Origin of the sequence: Fluctibacter halophilus, from assembly GCF_020687825.1 — a bacterium.
Taxonomy (GTDB): domain Bacteria; phylum Pseudomonadota; class Gammaproteobacteria; order Enterobacterales; family Alteromonadaceae; genus Fluctibacter; species Fluctibacter halophilus.
In genome coordinates, this window is the sequence record NZ_JAJEWP010000003.1 from 305856 (window position 1) to 322086 (window position 16231).

The 16231-nt window shown below is 54.4% G+C and carries 15 protein-coding genes; 12 read left to right on the top strand and 3 right to left on the bottom strand.

Annotation, left to right across the window (positions count from 1 at the left end; translation table 11 throughout):
* Positions 1 to 33 precede the first annotated feature (33 nt).
* Together LJ739_RS13105 and gorA are read right to left on the bottom strand one after the other, a co-directional pair.
* Positions 34 to 1575: a DUF3369 domain-containing protein gene (locus LJ739_RS13105; RefSeq protein ID WP_229161147.1), complete on the bottom strand. Its 1542-nt coding sequence runs from the start codon at positions 1573 to 1575 to the stop codon at positions 34 to 36.
* A 565-nt stretch (positions 1576 to 2140) separates the two neighbouring features.
* On the bottom strand, positions 2141 to 3490 hold the full coding sequence (gorA, locus tag LJ739_RS13110) for a glutathione-disulfide reductase (protein ID WP_229161148.1): 1350 nt from the start codon (positions 3488 to 3490) through the stop codon (positions 2141 to 2143).
* 142 nt (positions 3491 to 3632) lie between these two features.
* Here gorA and prlC point away from each other — a divergent pair, with 142 nt between their 5' ends.
* From prlC to ubiB, 5 genes are read left to right on the top strand one after another with little or no spacing between them, the layout of a single operon-like run.
* On the top strand, positions 3633 to 5678 hold the full coding sequence (gene prlC, locus LJ739_RS13115; RefSeq protein ID WP_229161149.1) for an oligopeptidase A: 2046 nt from the start codon (positions 3633 to 3635) through the stop codon (positions 5676 to 5678).
* A 17-nt stretch (positions 5679 to 5695) separates the two neighbouring features.
* Positions 5696 to 6424, top strand: coding sequence for a DNA-3-methyladenine glycosylase I (locus tag LJ739_RS13120; RefSeq protein WP_229161150.1), 729 nt, complete (start codon positions 5696 to 5698; stop codon positions 6422 to 6424).
* A gap of 49 nt (positions 6425 to 6473) precedes the next feature.
* Positions 6474 to 7238: a bifunctional demethylmenaquinone methyltransferase/2-methoxy-6-polyprenyl-1,4-benzoquinol methylase UbiE gene (gene ubiE, locus LJ739_RS13125; RefSeq protein ID WP_229161151.1), complete on the top strand. Its 765-nt coding sequence runs from the start codon at positions 6474 to 6476 to the stop codon at positions 7236 to 7238.
* On the top strand, positions 7238 to 7858 hold the full coding sequence (locus LJ739_RS13130) for a ubiquinone biosynthesis accessory factor UbiJ (RefSeq protein ID WP_229161152.1): 621 nt from the start codon (positions 7238 to 7240) through the stop codon (positions 7856 to 7858). Before ubiE ends, LJ739_RS13130 begins: the two co-directional genes overlap by 1 nt.
* Before the next feature lie 3 nt (positions 7859 to 7861).
* The gene (gene ubiB, locus LJ739_RS13135; protein WP_229161153.1) at positions 7862 to 9496 is read left to right on the top strand and encodes a ubiquinone biosynthesis regulatory protein kinase UbiB; all 1635 of its coding nucleotides are present in this window, start codon (positions 7862 to 7864) and stop codon (positions 9494 to 9496) included.
* A 10-nt stretch (positions 9497 to 9506) separates the two neighbouring features.
* Here the strand turns inward: ubiB and LJ739_RS13140 are convergent, their stop codons facing one another.
* Entirely contained in the window at positions 9507 to 10421 is a 915-nt protein-coding gene (locus LJ739_RS13140) for a hypothetical protein (RefSeq protein WP_229161155.1), read from the bottom strand.
* A 142-nt stretch (positions 10422 to 10563) separates the two neighbouring features.
* On the opposite strand from LJ739_RS13140, the gene tatA reads away from it, so the two are divergent.
* From tatA to hemB, 7 genes are read left to right on the top strand one after another with little or no spacing between them, the layout of a single operon-like run.
* Positions 10564 to 10815 carry a twin-arginine translocase TatA/TatE family subunit gene (gene tatA, locus LJ739_RS13145; RefSeq protein WP_229161157.1) on the top strand — a complete coding sequence of 84 codons (252 nt, stop codon included), beginning with the start codon at positions 10564 to 10566 and terminating at the stop codon, positions 10813 to 10815.
* Positions 10815 to 11117 (top strand): Sec-independent protein translocase protein TatB, encoded by a 303-nt coding sequence (tatB, locus tag LJ739_RS13150; RefSeq protein WP_229161159.1) that lies wholly within the window; start codon positions 10815 to 10817, stop codon positions 11115 to 11117. Before tatA ends, tatB begins: the two co-directional genes overlap by 1 nt.
* A 3-nt stretch (positions 11118 to 11120) precedes the next feature.
* Entirely contained in the window at positions 11121 to 11867 is a 747-nt protein-coding gene (tatC, locus tag LJ739_RS13155; protein ID WP_229161161.1) for a twin-arginine translocase subunit TatC, read from the top strand.
* Positions 11864 to 12409 carry a hypothetical protein gene (locus tag LJ739_RS13160; RefSeq protein ID WP_229161163.1) on the top strand — a complete coding sequence of 182 codons (546 nt, stop codon included), beginning with the start codon at positions 11864 to 11866 and terminating at the stop codon, positions 12407 to 12409. The genes tatC and LJ739_RS13160 overlap by 4 nt, the downstream gene beginning before the upstream one ends.
* A gap of 1 nt (position 12410) precedes the next feature.
* The gene (locus LJ739_RS13165; protein WP_229161164.1) at positions 12411 to 13211 is read left to right on the top strand and encodes a TatD family hydrolase; all 801 of its coding nucleotides are present in this window, start codon (positions 12411 to 12413) and stop codon (positions 13209 to 13211) included.
* Positions 13202 to 15103, top strand: a complete 1902-nt coding sequence (locus LJ739_RS13170; RefSeq protein ID WP_229161165.1) for a sensor domain-containing diguanylate cyclase — start codon at positions 13202 to 13204, stop codon at positions 15101 to 15103. The genes LJ739_RS13165 and LJ739_RS13170 overlap by 10 nt, the downstream gene beginning before the upstream one ends.
* 7 nt (positions 15104 to 15110) lie before the next feature.
* A complete protein-coding gene (hemB, locus tag LJ739_RS13175; protein ID WP_229161166.1) occupies positions 15111 to 16118 on the top strand; it encodes a porphobilinogen synthase in 1008 nt (335 codons plus the stop codon).
* Positions 16119 to 16231 lie beyond the last annotated feature (113 nt).

The window sequence follows — 16231 nt, forward strand, 5'->3', positions numbered from 1 at the left end:
CCGGAAACAGGAGAGGCTAAGTCTGGATGGAGCTTATGAGGCAGCGTCGTCGTCGTCCTGATCCGGGAAGGTGTCCCGAATGGCGAAAAACTGTTCAAGGTTGTCAATCAGCAGGTCAACCAACCTTGGCTCAAAATGCCGTCCTCGTTCTTCTTTGATCAGCGCAACGATTTTGTCCCTAGGCCAGGCTTGTTTGTAACAGCGCTTGCTGCCCAGTGCGTCAAACACATCAGCCAGCGCGGTAATGCGGCCTGCAATATGAATGTTGTCGGCAACCAAACCCGATGGATAGCCGTTGCCATCCCAGCGTTCATGATGCTGGTGGGCGATGGTTGCGCCGAGACCGAGGATCGGGTTGTCGGTATTTTTCAGCATCTCATAGCCGATTTCGGCATGGGTTTGCATGATTTCCCATTCCACGTCATCGTGCTTGCCCGGTTTGTTGAGGATCTGATCGGGGATACCCACCTTACCCACATCGTGCAGTGGGGAAGCCAGCTTGATCATTTCGGCATCGTATTCACTCAAGCCGTATAATTTGGCCAACAGATAGCTGGTGTGGGCAACCCGCTTAACATGACTACCGGTTTCCTTGGAACGCATTTCAACTGCTTCACCAATCACATAGGACAGTTCTTTCTGGGATTCCCGGATCATATCCCGCAATTTGAGGTTTTCATGGGCAACGGCAATATTGTGGGCAAAAAACTCCAGCAGGTTGTGTTGCATCGGTTCCAGTGGTTCATCCTGTGACACATACAACAGGTTTTCTGTCCCCCGTTTGGTAGTGAAGTAGCCGATGAAGTAGTCGGTTTCATAAACCGATTGTTTATTGCGTAATGCCTGTTTGATCTTCCGATCGACCTCTTCAGGCACCCCTCCTCGCTTGCCACCGTGATTCATGGCCAGCACATTAACCTCGGAGGGGTCGGCATCGGTTTCTTTGGCTGCTGCGCAGCAGACAATGGAGGAGGACTCGATCCCCAACACCATGGTGACTTGCTTTAAGATAGCGGAGGCAAACTGGGGCAAGGTGTCGCATTCGATAAATTCAGAGCTGGCGGCAATGATCTTCTCAAGACCCAGCCGGTGGCGTTCGATGGTCAGAATATCGCGGTAACCGCGCAGTGACGAATAAAACAGGGTTTTGAGGCGCAGTGCGGTCAGTTCGGTTTTGTTTTTGTAATCATTGATATCGTAGTTCTTGATCACGCTTTCTTCCGGCGCCTCACCGGGTTGCCCGGTACGCAGGATCAAACGGATGCGATGGTTCTGTAGTGTTTCTCTGACCCATTTCACCAGGTCCAGGCCAGCATGATTGGTTTCCATGACCACATCGACGATGGCGACGGCGAATTCACCGGCATCGTCAGCCAGCAATTTGTCCTTTGCTTCTTGCGCAGAGTAGGCGCTAACCAATTCGAGACTGCCTTGCTCAAACTCAAAATCACTGAGGACCAGTCTTGTGATGTTGTGTACTTCAGGTTCATCGTCAACGATCAGTACCTTCCATTGTCTGGAGGGTTCCACATAATCGTCGTCGTCATCGTCAACAAATAAGATGGTGTCACTCATCGCTATGTTTTGGCTCCTGAAATTTGCGCTAACCGTCACAAGCTAACTATAGACGGTACACCAAAAACACACGAAAAAATTACGGGTGTGGGTGAGGCTCCGGTCGCCATCGGCGATTTCGAGTGATAGGTAATCACTCGAAAAGGAACGTAACGACGAGACAGGGTGAACCACGCCCGCAATGGGCGAAGACGTGCAGCCCATTGAGTGGTGAACGGGAGGGCAGTGGATGCCCGACCTGGGCTTTTGCTGGCGGCAGGATGCCAGAAGCATAAAGTCTCGGCTGGGTGAGGCTCTGGTCTTCGCAGAAGACGCCGAGCAATAGGTAATTGCGCGGAGAAGAACGAACCGGATGACAGAAGTCATCCGTGGGTGCGATACCATGGACGGGGTATCCCCCGTTTCAAGACATCGTCACATACTCTTCCGCACAGGAAGTGCGGGCTGGGTGAGGCTCTGGTCTTCGCAGAAGACGCCGAGCAATAGGTAATTGCGCGGCGAAGAACGAACCGGATGACAGGAAGTCATCCGTGGGTGCGATACCATGGACGGGGTATCCCCCGTTTCAAGACATCGTCACATACTCTTCCGCACTGGTAGGGTGTATCGCCACGCAGGCATCAAAATCCGCTTTGGTGGCGCCCATTTTCATTGCCACCGCAAAGCCTTGCAGAATTTCGTCCATGCCATGCCCGATACCGTGCAGACCCACTACCCGCTCATTGGCGCCAACGCACACCAGCTTCATGCGGGTAACCTGACGGTGCCGGGTCACCGCGGTATACATCGCGCCAAAACTGGAACGATAGACTTTGACTTCCTCGTGACCGTACTGCTCCTGAGCCTCCGGTTCACTGAGGCCTATGGTGCCAATCGGGGGGTGACTGAACACCACTGTGGGTATCAGTTCATAATCCATTTTTGCATCGGTTTGTCCGTTGAATAATCGCTCCGACAATAGCCGGCCGGCTTTCACTGCAACGGGGGTCAAATCGACTTTACCCAGAATGTCGCCCAGAGCGTAAATCCCGTCTACCGAGGTATTGGAATACTCGTCGACGATGACATGGCCGCGGTTATCCCGTTCCACGCCAACGGCTTCCAGGTTGAGGTTGTCGGTGGCAGGTGCGCGACCAATCGCCCAGATCAGGCAATCGGTTTCGATACTGGTGCCATGACTGAAGTGCACGGTCAGGCTGCCGTCACTGTTGCGTTCAATCCGCTGTGGATCGCTATGGGTGTGCAAGGTAGGGCCTTCGTCGGCCATCACTTCCATCAGGGTGTCATACAGCATGGGGTCGAAGTTACGCAGTGGTGCGTGTTTGCGCACCACCAGGTGGGTTTCGCTGCCCAGCGCATGCAGCACGCCCGCCAGTTCAACACCAATGTAACCGGCCCCAATAACCACCGCCCGTTTTGGCTGTTCGGTGAGGGCAAAAAAACCATCTGAGTCAATGCCCAGTTCAGCGCCCGGAATATCAGGCCGCACAGGTTTACCGCCAGTGGCAATGGTAATGTGGGGGGCACTGTAGTGCTGGCCATTGACCTCGACGGTGTTGGCGTCAACGAACCGGGCGAACCCGTTGATCACGGTGATGTCATTATTGCTCAGTACCCGATCATAGGATTGATGAATACGTTCAATGTAGGCTTCGCGGCTTTTGACCAGGGTCGCCCAATCGAAGCCATTAACCGCCACATCGAAGCCATAATCCGGTGCGTAGCGGTGGATGGCCTCTGCCACCTGGGCGCCAAACCACATGGCTTTTTTGGGTACACAGCCCACATTGACGCAGGTACCGCCAACGGCTTTTGCCTCAATCAACGCCACCTTCTTGCCGTATTTTGCGGCTCGGTTGGCGGAGGCGATGCCGCCACTGCCTGCACCAATGCAAATGTAATCAAATTCTGCCATGTTGGGATCCTTACTGTCCTGTTCTACGTTTCAAGATATAGGGTTGACCGGCAATAATGCAACCGCGTTTCGCACCCCCTTGTTTTTCTGGCCAGCGCCTATATTTTAACAACACAGTCTATCCATCAAAAAAGGGACGTACATGACCCACACCGCGACACTCGATACCGCCAGTTTGCCTGTTTTTTCCGCCATTTCCCCTGCGAACATTAAATCCGATATCGAGCACGCCATCAGTACGTGTAAGAACACCATCGAAAGTTTGTTGGAGCAGCCCCACTACACGTGGGGCAATCTGATCGCGCCACTGGAAGAAAGCGATGATGCGCTGAGTCGGTTGTGGTCCCCGGTGTCTCACATGAATTCGGTGGTCAGCACCGATGCGCTGCGTGAAGCCCATGATGCCTGCCTGCCATTGCTGTCGGAGTATGGTACCTGGGTTGGACAACACAAAGGTCTGTACAACGCCTACAAAGCCATTCAGCAAGGCGACGAATTCGCCACCCTGAGTGAAGCGCAGCAGAAAGTGATCAACGATGCGGTAAAAGATTTTGAGCTGTCTGGTGTGGCGCTGCCCGAAGACAAAAAGCAACGTTACGCTGAGATTAAAAGCCGTCTGTCGGATCTCTCCTCGACCTTCAGCAATCATGTGATGGACGCTACCTTGGCCTGGACCAAACACATTACCGATCCTGAGCTGCTCGCCGGATTGCCCGAGTCAGCCAAAGCGGCGGCGGCAGAAGTGGCAAAATCAAAAGATCTCGAAGGTTGGGTGTTCACCCTGGACATTCCCAGTTACCTGCCGGTCATGATGTACGCCGACAACCGCGCGCTGCGTGAGGAAATGTACCGGGCGTATACCACCCGAGCCTCCGATCAGGGCCCTAATGCTGGCGAGTACGACAACGGGCCAATCATTGACGAAACCCTGGCGTTGCGCCATGAACTGGCGCAACTGCTGTCGTTCCAGAATTACGCCCAACGTTCGTTGGCAACCAAGATGGCCGACAGCCCCGATCAGGTGAATGGATTTCTGCACGATCTGGCCCGACGTTCACGGCCCCAGGCCCAGAAAGACATGCAGGATGTGCGTGACTTTGCTCTTGCTACTTATGGTGTTGGTGATCTGCACGCGTGGGATCTGGCTTACTACAGCGAAAAACTGAAAAATCAGAAGTACGCGATTTCCGACGAAGAACTACGTCCTTATTTCCCCGAACATAAAGTCGTGGCGGGGTTGTTTGAAGTGGTGTCGCGGCTGTATGGACTGCGCATTAATGAGCGTACCGATGTCGACGTGTGGCACAAGGACGTACGTTTCTATGAAATCCACGATCAGGATGGCCAGTTACGCGGTGGATTCTACTTTGATTTGTATGCCCGTGCCCGCAAACGGGGAGGTGCCTGGATGGACGAGTGCCAGGTGCGCCGTCTGTGCCTGGACGGCAGTCTGCAGTACCCGGTCGCCTACCTGACGTGTAATTTTAACGGCCCGGTTGGCGATACGCCGGCGTTGTTTACCCACGATGAAGTGATCACCTTATTCCATGAATTCGGCCATGGCATTCACCACATGCTGACCAAAGTCGATGTGGCCGGAGTGTCTGGCATCAATGGTGTGCCGTGGGATGCGGTGGAGCTGCCCAGCCAGTTTCTGGAGAACTGGTGCTGGCAGCCCGAGGCGCTGGCGTTCATTTCCGGCCATTATGAAAGCGGTGAACCGTTGCCGGACGCCTTACTGAACAAGCTGCTTGCCGCGCGCAACTTCCAGTCCGCGATGCAGATGGTACGACAGCTGGAGTTCAGTTTGTTCGATTTCCGCCTGCACGAAGACTATGATGCCGTTCAGCGCCTGGGTGTGCAGGGCGTGCTGGATGCGGTGCGTGAAGAGGTTGCGGTGGTGACGCCGCCGTCATTCAATCGCTTCCAGACCAGCTTCGGGCACATTTTCGCTGGTGGCTATGCGGCAGGGTATTACAGCTACAAATGGGCCGAAGTGTTGTCCTCGGATGCCTTCGGACGGTTTGAAGAAGAGGGGATTTTCAATCCCCAGACCGGGCGTGATTTTCTGCATCATATCCTTGAAATGGGCGGCAGCCGGGAACCGATGGTGTTGTTTACCGCTTTTCGAGGCCGCGAGCCGCAGGTGGATGCGTTATTGCGCCACAGTGGCATTGACGAGAGCTGATCCACAGGAGTGACGTGATGGACCATCTGGAATCCTACCAGGCGCTGTATCAGCGTGCCTGTGAGCGCAAAGGCGGGCCTGCCAGGCTGGAGGCGATGCTGGGTGAACCGCTCAGCCCTGAGGCGCTGGCACAACTTGGTGATGATCGTATTCTTGCTGAGTTTACCCGCAAGGTTTTTCAAAGTGGCTTTGTGTGGCGGGTTGTCGATGACAAATGGTCCGGTTTTGAAGCGGTGTTTTTCGATTTTGACATCGAGAAAGTGTTGCTGATGAGTGATGAAATGCTGGAAAAGAAAGCCCAGGATCCCCGCATCATTCGGAACTTCAACAAGGTCAAAACGGTCCGTGACAATGCGCTGATGATGGCCGATGTTGCCCGCCAGCATGGCAGTTTTGCGCGTTTTCTGGCTGACTGGCCAGCCAGCGATATCATCGGCTTATGGGCGTATCTGAAAAAACACGGCAGTCGATTGGGTGGCAATACCGGTGCTTATGCGTTGCGGATGTTGGGCAAAGATACCTTCATCATCAGCCAGGATGTGGAGGCCTACTTCCGTGCCCGCAACGTGGTCAGCGGTGGTATCAACAGCAAGCGAAATCACCAGGCCATTCAACAGGCATTCAACCAACTGCAACAACAATCCGGTCGCTCAATGCAGGCGCTGAGCCGGATTATCGCCTTCAGTCAGGGTGACAATTTTATGCAGCCAGAGGCTGTTGAGTCACCGGCATCTCAGGTAAACTAGCCGCCAAACGCGGTGGTGTAGCCCCCGCAGGTGAATACAAGGAACGGCGATGACAGATAAAACAGCAGTCGATAACGAACAAACCCACTTTGGCTTCAAGCAGGTCGACAAAGATCGCAAAGCGGCCATGGTTGCGGATGTTTTTCATTCTGTGGCTGCCAAGTACGATGTCATGAATGACCTGATGTCGATGGGGATCCACCGTTTGTGGAAGCGTTTTACCATCGATTGCAGTGGCGTACGTCCGGGGCAAACGGTATTGGATCTGGCCGGTGGTACCGGTGATTTAACCGCCAAGTTTTCTCGCTTGGTGGGGGAAAAGGGCACCGTGGTACTGGCGGATATTAACGATGCCATGCTGAAAGTCGGGCGGGAAAAACTGCGTAATCTCGGTGTTGTCGGCAATGTCCAGTATGTCCAGGCCAATGCCGAAGAGCTGCCGTTTCCTGACAACCACTTTGATTTGATCACCATTGCTTTCGGGTTGCGCAACGTCACCGACAAAGACAAAGCACTGGCGTCGATGTACCGTATTCTGAAACCCGGCGGCCGCTTGTTGGTACTGGAGTTTTCCAAGCCCGAGCATGACTGGCTGAACAAAGTGTACGACATGTATTCATTCCACATTTTGCCCAAAATGGGCCAACTGGTGGCGAATGACGCTGAAAGCTACCAGTACCTGGCCGAATCCATCCGCATGCACCCGGATCAGGAAACCCTCAAGGGCATGATGGAAGCGGTAGGTTTTGAGCAAACCAGTTATCACAACCTTACCGGCGGCATTGTCGCGCTACACCGGGGGTTCAAGTTTTAATGCCCACGGCGCAGCTGTTCGGTGCGGGTCTGGAGCAGGCAGTTAACCGGCTGTTGGCACTGGATCCGGATACGCCCCAGGCGCTACGTCCCTTGCAGGGTAAACGCCTGTCTCTCGACGTGCGTGAATTGCCCTGGCGTATTACCCTGGCGTTCAGCGATCGGGTCGATGTGCAGATGGGCAACGACGACAGCGATGCCGATGCCAGTGTCACACTGTCATTAGCGATAGCCCCGACGCTGCGGGACAATCGCCAGCTGACTCAACTGATCAAAGCCGGCGAACTCAGCGTAGAAGGAGACCTGCAGGTGGTTCAGCAGGTCAGTCAATTGGCCCGCGAGCTGGATATCGACTGGGAAGAGGTCGTGGCCCGTCATACCGGTGATGTGGTTGCGCACACGGTGTTTCGTCAGGCCCGTCAGGTAGGGCAGCGAATACAGGAAGGCGTGCAGCGTTGGCAACGCACAATCAGTAACGCAGCGTTGGAAGAAAAACCGGTTGCGGCCCATCCTCTGGCAGTGGCGCACTTTTCTGATCAAGTGGACTGCTTGCGCAGTGACAGTGAACGATTAGCGGCAAGGCTGGCGCAATTGGAAAACCAGTTAAACGACAAGGCATAAGTGGTGCGATTACTTCGGCTGTATAAAATCAATAAGGTGTTGTTACAGCATGGTCTGGATGAACTGATCCCCGACCGCTGGCTGCCGTGGTACGCCCGATTAGGTCGCAGTGCCCAATTTTGGCTGCGCAACAAGCATCCGGACAAAAGCCAGGGCGAACGCCTGCGACTTGCGCTGCAACACCTTGGTCCGGTGTTTATTAAATTTGGTCAGATGTTGTCTACCCGGCGGGATCTATTGCCACCGGGGATTGCCAACGAGCTGGCCAAACTGCAAGACAAGGTCCCGCCGTTTGACTCCGAACTGGCACAGCAGACTATTCGCCGTTCTCTGGGTGTGCAAACTCTGGATGAAGTGTTCAGTGCATTCGAATCTGCGCCGCTGGCTTCAGCCTCCATTGCGCAGGTCCATGCGGCAACGCTCAAAGCAGACGGCCGTAATGTGGTGGTCAAAGTGATCCGCCCTGACATTGCCGATACCATTCATGCCGATGTGGAACTGATGCAGACGCTGGCGTTGGCCGTACAACGGTGGCTACCGGACGGCAAGCGATTGCGCCCGGTGGAAGTGGTGGAAGAATACCGCAAAACCATTGTCGATGAGCTGGATCTGTTACGTGAAGCGGCCAACGGCATCCAATTGCGACGAAATTTTGAAGATTCCGACGCCTTGTATGTGCCCGAAATCTACAGTGATTATTGCACCCGCCAAGTGCTGGTGATGGAGCGCATTTATGGCATCCCGGTGTCGGATGTTGACGCGCTGCTGGCACAGAATACCAACATGAAAAAGCTCGCCGAACGGGGTGTTGAAGTGTTTTTTACCCAGGTGTTCCGCGACAGCTTTTTCCATGCTGACATGCACCCGGGCAACATTTTCGTGTCGCGGGAAAACCCTCAATCTCCCCAGTATATTGGTATTGATTTTGGAATTGTCGGTACCTTAAATCGCGACGACAAGCGCTACCTGGCGGAAAACTTTATCGCCTTTTTCAACCGTGATTACCGCAAAGTCGCCGAGTTACATGTGGATTCTGGCTGGGTGCCGTCCAATACCAACATCGATGAGTTCGAGGTGGCGATCCGGACGGTGTGTGAGCCGATCTTCCAGAAGCCGCTGGCGGAAATTTCCTTCGGGCATGTACTGTTGCAGTTGTTCAATACTGCGCGGCGTTTCAACATGGTGGTCCAGCCTCAACTGGTGTTGCTGCAGAAAACCCTGTTGTACATCGAAGGATTGGGTCGTCAGTTGTATCCACAGCTGGACTTGTGGCAGACCGCCAAACCGTTTCTGGAGAATTGGATGAAAGACCAGGTGGGTATCAAAGCGATGGCCAAGAAAATCCACGCCAACCTGCCCTATTGGTCGGAGAAATTGCCGGACATGCCGGATTTGATCTACGACAGCCTTAAACAGATCAAGCAATTGCCCGAATTGCAACGCCAGCATTTTGCTCAACAGCAAGCCCAGCATCGTCAGGCACAGCAACAGATGCTGGCAGGGATCATCGGCGCGACCTTTGTGATCGTGGCCGCGCTCCTGCCTCTGCACCTGTCTTCCTGGTGGTATCCGGCCCTGGCTTGCGGCACAGGCATCGGTTGCTGGTGGTGGGCGCTGACCCGCAAAGCTGTCGTATGACAGGCGGCCATCAATGGTGGCCGAAATTGCCTTCTACCCGCAACGCGACACCGTAGGAAGCAGAAAAATTCTCGTCCCTGCGCCATAACACGAAAGGTTCCACTTCAAAGAACAACCAGTCTCTGAAGGCATTCTTGCGCCATCGTACGCTGGCCAGATACTCTTCCAGCCGGTAGGTGGGTTTGCTCAGACCTTCGATATAAAACCCGACCAGGGTTGCAGTGTCGGCGTCGTGCTGGGCAAAGCGCTGCCAACTGTGCTGCCACAACCAGTCGTCGCTCTCGTCTCGGTAATAAAAACGATTTGCCCAACGCCAGATCACATCGTCGTCGCTGGCGTAATCGGTATGGACCTTGATGTTGCCACCCCAGCCGTCGCGGTTGTAGTAGTACAGGGAGGTCTCCCATTGCAAATCGACCACATCGGACAGTTGGTGATGTTGACGGTAGCGACTTTTGCCAAAAATTTGCGCCCGACGACCAACGCCGATGCGGTGAGACAGTCCGCTGTCCGGTTTGGGTTTAAAACGCAGCGCAAGACTGAAGCGGTCATCCCGGTCAAAACGCCCATCGCGGCCCGCACTGATGCGTTCGTCGGGGGCTTCGTCATCATAATCTGAAAGGATGATGTCTACCCTGTCCTTGAATTTCGGCAGTTTTACCCGCACCCGCAGGCGGGCTTCGAACTCATTCCAGTCTCTGGAGCGGGGTTCCCAGCCGAGTCTCAAACGGGCTTCGCCACGGGCTTGCTGATCCGGCGGAGAAGGGCCTTCGGCGAAGAAGCTGTCAAACCATTCGGCAGTCACGGTGACCGAGTCGGCAATGCTGTCATGCATATCATCCAGCCAGGGACGTGCAGGCTCCTGGGCGCTGGTTGTTGTGGCCCACAGGATTGAAAACGCAAAAAAAAGTCGTTGTCTGAGCAAACACATTGTCCCTTGCTGTGGTCTATACAGAGTGTAACTTTTTGCTGACTTAATCAAATCCAGTGACCTTTTAGCCAACCTACGTATAATAACCTTTTATCGGGGTGAGCCCGCTTTTGAAAGTAATGGAGTAACTGAACATATGGGTATCAGTATCTGGCAACTGCTAATCGTTTTGTTAATTGTAGTGCTATTGTTTGGCACCAAGCGTCTGAAGTCACTTGGCGGTGATTTGGGGACTGCGATCAAAGGCTTTAAAAGCGCGGTGTCCGACGATGAGAAAAAGGATGACACCGACACTGATGCTGACTTCGACCAACAGAAACAGGTTGAACAGCGTCAGAACACGACCGACACCGACGTGACCAAGACGACTGACAAAGAGTCTCGTTAATGTTTGATATCGGCTTTCTGGAACTCATGGTGGTGGGTGTGCTGGCACTTTTAGTGCTGGGCCCAGAGCGCCTGCCTGGCGCTATACGCAGCACGGTCAATACCGTGCGCAGTATACGCAATATGGCCAGCGGGTTCCGTCAGGAGGTCGAGCAGCAGTTCAAAGAACACGAATTGCACGAAAATCTCAAGAAAGCTGAACAGTTGCAACTGAAAAACCTGTCACCGGAACTGCAACGTTCGGTGGATGAGTTGAAAGATGCGGCGGCATCGGTACAGCAACCTTACCGGAAAGATAAGTGATCAATGTCTGAATCCCATAGCAGCCTGATTTCACATCTGATTGAGCTGCGCAGTCGTATACTCAAAGCGCTGTTGAGCGTGATGCTGGTGTTTCTGGGCTTGGCTTATTTTGCTCAGGACTTATACCATCTGCTGGCAACCCCGTTATTGGATGCTATGCCAGAGAACAGCCAGATGATTGCAACGGATGTTGCGGCGCCGTTCTTTGCACCGTTTAAACTCACCCTGGTATTGTCGTTTTTCCTCGCTATTCCGTTTGTGTTGTACCAAATCTGGGGGTTTGTCGCGCCCGGTCTGTACCGCAATGAAAAGCGTATGATAGCCCCGTTGCTGATTGCCAGTACCTTGCTGTTTTATGCCGGTATCGCCTTTGCCTACTACGTTGTTTTTCCCTTAGCGTTTCCCTTCTTTGCCGGCATTGAGCTGGAAGGTGTAGCGTTTACTACCGATATCAGCAGTTACCTGAATTTTGTCCTCAAGCTGTTCTTTGCTTTCGGCTTGTCATTTGAAATTCCGGTGGCAGTGGTGCTGATGTGCTGGACCGGTATTACCAACGCCAAGAAATTGCGCGAAAAGCGCCCGTATGTCATCGTCGGTGTTTTTGTGGTGGGCATGTTGCTCACGCCGCCCGACGTGATTTCTCAAACCATGCTGGCAATTCCCATGTGGCTCCTGTTCGAGTTTGGCGTGCTTGTGGGGGGATTGTATCAGCGTGAATCGGAACAAGAAGAAAATCAGGAAGTATCATGAAGTTGATGAAATCTATCAGTGCGCTGGCCCTGGTCACTCTGACCCTGCCTGCTCACGCCGACAATATCCGTGACGCTCTGCGTGAGTGTGGACAAACCCAGAACAGCTTGCAGCGACTGGTGTGTTATGACCGGGTTGTCAACGAACTGGAGAAATACTCAGGTCTGGATGACCTGATGAGTGTCCCTGCGCCATTACCCCCGGGTGGCGGTACAGCCGCTGGCAAGTTTCCCCGCCCTGAGCCCCGTGGCCAACAACCGGATACCGCTGCCCCTGCGCCGAGTGACAATTTCGGTATCGAGCATAAAAACATCGAAATCAATGAAGACATGATCACCAGTACGGTGGCATCGGTGAAGGAAGATCCTTACGGCAAATCGATTGTTACCCTGTCCAACGGTCATGTGTGGAAGCAAGTTGATTCAACCCGACTGAAACTTGATGACGGTGAAGAAGTGTATGTGGAACGAGGCATGCTGGGCTCGTTCTTCCTGGGTAAGTCCACCCAGAATCGCCGCATGCGGGTAAAACGGGTCCAGTAAGATGTCAGGGTGGTTTGACATTGGCGTAAATCTCACCGACCCGCGCCTTGACGTCGAGCCGACCCTCAGCCAGGCGGCTGAGGCCGGTGTGACCCATATGGCGATTACCGGTACCGATGAGGCTGCCAGTCAGGCAGCGCTGAGTCTATGTCAAAACCATCCCAACCAGCTGGTGTGCACCGCCGGTGTACACCCCCACTATGCCAAAGACGTCAGTGATGACTACCTGTCGGTTCTGCGTGATCTGAGCAGCCATGACGCGGTGGTGGCCATTGGTGAATGTGGTCTGGATTTTAATCGCAACTTTTCACCGCCCGAGGTGCAGTTGCGGGTGTTTGAACAACAGTTGCAACTGGCGTGTGACGTCGGCTTACCGGTGTTTTTGCATGAGCGGGACGCCCACGCGCAGCAAATTGCGCTGTTGCAACGGTATCGCGACAGGCTCAGTGGCGGTGTCGCCCACTGCTTTACCGGTGACCGAGCCCAGATGGATGCTTATCTGCAACTGGACCTGTATATCGGTATTACCGGTTGGGTGTGTGATCCCCGCCGCGGGCAGGCCCTGGCCGAAGCCGTTACCCATTTGCCGCTGGAGCGGTTGCTACTTGAAACCGATGCGCCCTATCTCAAACCCCGCACTCTATCCGGTGGCGGGCGAGACAATGTGCCGGCCAATCTGCCACACATCGGTGCGTTTGTTGCTGAACGGATGGGCGTCAGCGTCGAACAGGTGCTGGATCATAGTCGCCGAAATGCACTGTCGCTGCTGGGTGCGCCGTCGTGGAGCGTCCCATGCAATTGAATCTGACCGGCGTTGCCCTCCCTCAACGTTGGCTGTTGTTTCTGGTCTGTCTGCTCGGCGCCATCATGGTTTGGGGTGTGATCACGGTTGACAACACGACCAAGCCGCAAATGAACGTTGCCCAAGGGGTGCAGTACCTGAGCGACAATCATTTTCAGTTTGGTTTGTCTGAGGTGCTCGAACTGCCTGATATGGCCTGGGAAGTGGAGCAAAGCGGGCAGTTATCCTTTGGCATGGCGGATTATCCGTATTGGATTAAGTTTTCACTGCCACCTTCCGCTTCCGGTGAACAGCGTTTGCTGGAAATAGACTACGCCCTGCTGGACGATGTGACGGTGTGGTTTGTGGTCGGCCGGGAGCCTATTGCTGATTACCGCATGGGCGACGGGAAGCCCTTTGTTCAGCGCCCCATCCCCCATGAGAAATTCCTGGTCCCGGTGCCCTACAGTACCGGCGCGCTGGAGGTGGTGGTCAAGCTACAATCAGCCGGTACGGTCAGGAGCCCAATCAAAATCTGGCAGGAGCAGGATTATCTGGTGTTCAACGGTGAGCACAACCTGGTGATGGGGCTGTTTTTCGGCTTTCTGGCTGCGATGGCATTGAGTAACCTGTTCTTCTTCGTGACCACCAAATCACTGACCTTTCTGTCGTATTGCGGCTATGTGATTTGTCTGGGCCTGACCCTGGCGACACTGCATGGGCTGGCGTTTAAATACCTGTGGCCGAACAATGTGTGGCTGGAAGCGCGCAGTGTGGCGATTTTTGCCACGCTGACAATTTATTGCGCCATTCACTTCACCCGCCAGTTGCTGAATGTGAAAGCCCACAGCACGCTGCTGGAAACCATACTGGTGCGCACTGCCTGGGTGTTCCTGTTCGCCACGGTGTCCAGTCTGGTGGTGCCTTACTCGGTGTACATCAAAGTCTTTATCCTGATGCTGATCATCGCTGTATTGCTGATTTATTTTGTCGGCATGTTTCTGTGGTACCGCGGGGTCAAGCTGGCGCGGTTTTACACCATCGCCTGGACGGCGTTGCTGGTCAGTGGTTTTATCACCGGCCTCGATAACTGGGACTTGGTGCAACTGGATACCCCCAGCCATTATCTGCTGATGTTCGGTGCCACCGTAGAGACCTTTTTGCTCGCGCTGGCACTTGCCCTAAGCTACAGCCATCAACGCCAGCACTTGTATGACACCCAGGTGTTGGCATTGCAGCGGGAGCGCCTGGCCCGACAGTCCCAGGAAGAGTTGCTGAAAATCAAAGAAGAGGCCCAGGAAGAGCTGGAATACAAGGTCGAAGAGCGCACGCTGGAGCTGGAAATTGCCCTGCGTGAGCTATCAGAAATGAACCGCGAGCTGGAGAAACGCAACACCACCGATGCGTTGACCGGGGTCAGAAACCGGTTGCATTTCGACAAGCGATATCCCGCTGAAGTGCGCAGAAGCCGACGGGAACAGACCGACCTGGCGATTGTGATGATCGACATTGATCACTTCAAACCGATCAATGACGAATACGGGCATCTGGTCGGTGACGAATGTTTGCGCCATGTAGCATCGCTGTTGCAACGGCGTCTGAAACGCCCTTCCGACGACTTGTGTCGCTATGGCGGCGAAGAGTTTGCCATGATCCTTCCCAACACCGATGAGGAAGGCGCTAAAATCTTGATCGAAGAGTTACGCAAAACCCTGGAAGAGACCCCGGTGTCGACCTCGGCCGGCGAAATATCCATGACCCTCAGTGCCGGCATTTGCAGCGCGACCGTAAAAACCATGGCCGATGAACAGGCCATGTTGAGGGCTGCCGATCAGGCCTTGTACCAAGCCAAGCGCGAGGGGCGTAACCGCGTTTGTGTTGCGCCACTGAGCAGCGAGTTTTTACCCAAATAGGACAAGCATGAGCGAATTTTCATTTCCATCAACCCGCCTGCGGCGCATGCGCGAGCATGACTTTACCCGTCGCATGGTGGCTGAAAACACCCTGACCGCCGCCGACCTTATCTATCCGATGTTCGTGGTTGAAGGCAAAAATCGCACCGAAGCCGTGCCTTCTATGCCAGGCATCGAGCGCCTGTCGATAGACTTGTTGATCAAAGAAGCCGAAACCCTGGTGTCGCTGGGGATCCCCGCGGTGGCGTTGTTCCCGGTCACGCCGGCGGATTTAAAAACGGACTGCGCCAGCGAAGCCTTCAACCCACAAGGGCTGGCGCAAAAAGCGGTGCGCGCGCTGAAGGAATTTGTGCCGGAACTGGCGGTGATCACCGATGTGGCGTTGGACCCGTTCACGTCGCACGGCCAGGACGGCCTGATCAATGAGGCCGGCTATGTGATGAATGATGAAACCTGTGAGGTGTTGGTAAAACAGGCCCTTTCCCATGCTGAGGCGGGTGCTGACATTGTGGCACCCTCTGACATGATGGATGGCCGTATTGGTTTGATCCGCGCTGCGTTGGAAGCCCAGGGCCACCCGCTGACCCGCATCATGGCGTACAGCGCCAAGTACGCGTCCAGTTACTACGGGCCGTTCCGCGATGCAGTGGGCAGTGCAGCCAATATCAAAGGTGGCAATAAGAAGACCTATCAGATGGATCCGGCCAACAGCGACGAGGCGTTGCGCGAGATTGCATTGGATTTGCAGGAAGGTGCAGACATGGTCATGGTCAAGCCGGGCATGCCCTACCTGGATGTGGTACAGCGCTGCAAATCTCGCTTCGGGGTGCCGACCTTTGCCTATCAGGTCAGCGGTGAATACGCCATGCACCAGGCCGCGTTTGCCAACGGTTGGCTGGACGAAGAGCCTGTGATCCTTGAGTCACTGCTGGCGTTCAAGCGGGCCGGTGCCGATGGCATTCTGACCTATTTCGCCAAGCAGGCAGCGATGTTGTTAAAAGCACAGCAGGGCTGACAGCACAATCGGATGCGGTTGTGACAAAATCGTCTGCTTGTTGTGATACTTTTGCGATAAATTGACGCCAAGCTGTTCCTTACCTTCTTACAAGGAACCTACAAGGAACAGCA

Bases quoted from the DNA above. Each gene is read 5' to 3' on its own strand.
- LJ739_RS13105 (WP_229161147.1), bottom strand. From the start codon at position 1,575: ATGAGTGACACCATCTTATTTGTTGACGATGACGACGACGATTATGTG.
- gorA (WP_229161148.1), bottom strand. From the start codon at position 3,490: ATGGCAGAATTTGATTACATTTGCATTGGTGCAGGCAGTGGCGGCATC.
- prlC (WP_229161149.1), top strand. From the start codon at position 3,633: ATGACCCACACCGCGACACTCGATACCGCCAGTTTGCCTGTTTTTTCC.
- LJ739_RS13120 (WP_229161150.1), top strand. From the start codon at position 5,696: ATGGACCATCTGGAATCCTACCAGGCGCTGTATCAGCGTGCCTGTGAG.
- ubiE (WP_229161151.1), top strand. From the start codon at position 6,474: ATGACAGATAAAACAGCAGTCGATAACGAACAAACCCACTTTGGCTTC.
- LJ739_RS13130 (WP_229161152.1), top strand. From the start codon at position 7,238: ATGCCCACGGCGCAGCTGTTCGGTGCGGGTCTGGAGCAGGCAGTTAAC.
- tatA (WP_229161157.1), top strand. From the start codon at position 10,564: ATGGGTATCAGTATCTGGCAACTGCTAATCGTTTTGTTAATTGTAGTG.
- tatB (WP_229161159.1), top strand. From the start codon at position 10,815: ATGTTTGATATCGGCTTTCTGGAACTCATGGTGGTGGGTGTGCTGGCA.
- tatC (WP_229161161.1), top strand. From the start codon at position 11,121: ATGTCTGAATCCCATAGCAGCCTGATTTCACATCTGATTGAGCTGCGC.
- LJ739_RS13160 (WP_229161163.1), top strand. From the start codon at position 11,864: ATGAAGTTGATGAAATCTATCAGTGCGCTGGCCCTGGTCACTCTGACC.
- LJ739_RS13165 (WP_229161164.1), top strand. From the start codon at position 12,411: ATGTCAGGGTGGTTTGACATTGGCGTAAATCTCACCGACCCGCGCCTT.
- LJ739_RS13170 (WP_229161165.1), top strand. From the start codon at position 13,202: ATGCAATTGAATCTGACCGGCGTTGCCCTCCCTCAACGTTGGCTGTTG.
- hemB (WP_229161166.1), top strand. From the start codon at position 15,111: ATGAGCGAATTTTCATTTCCATCAACCCGCCTGCGGCGCATGCGCGAG.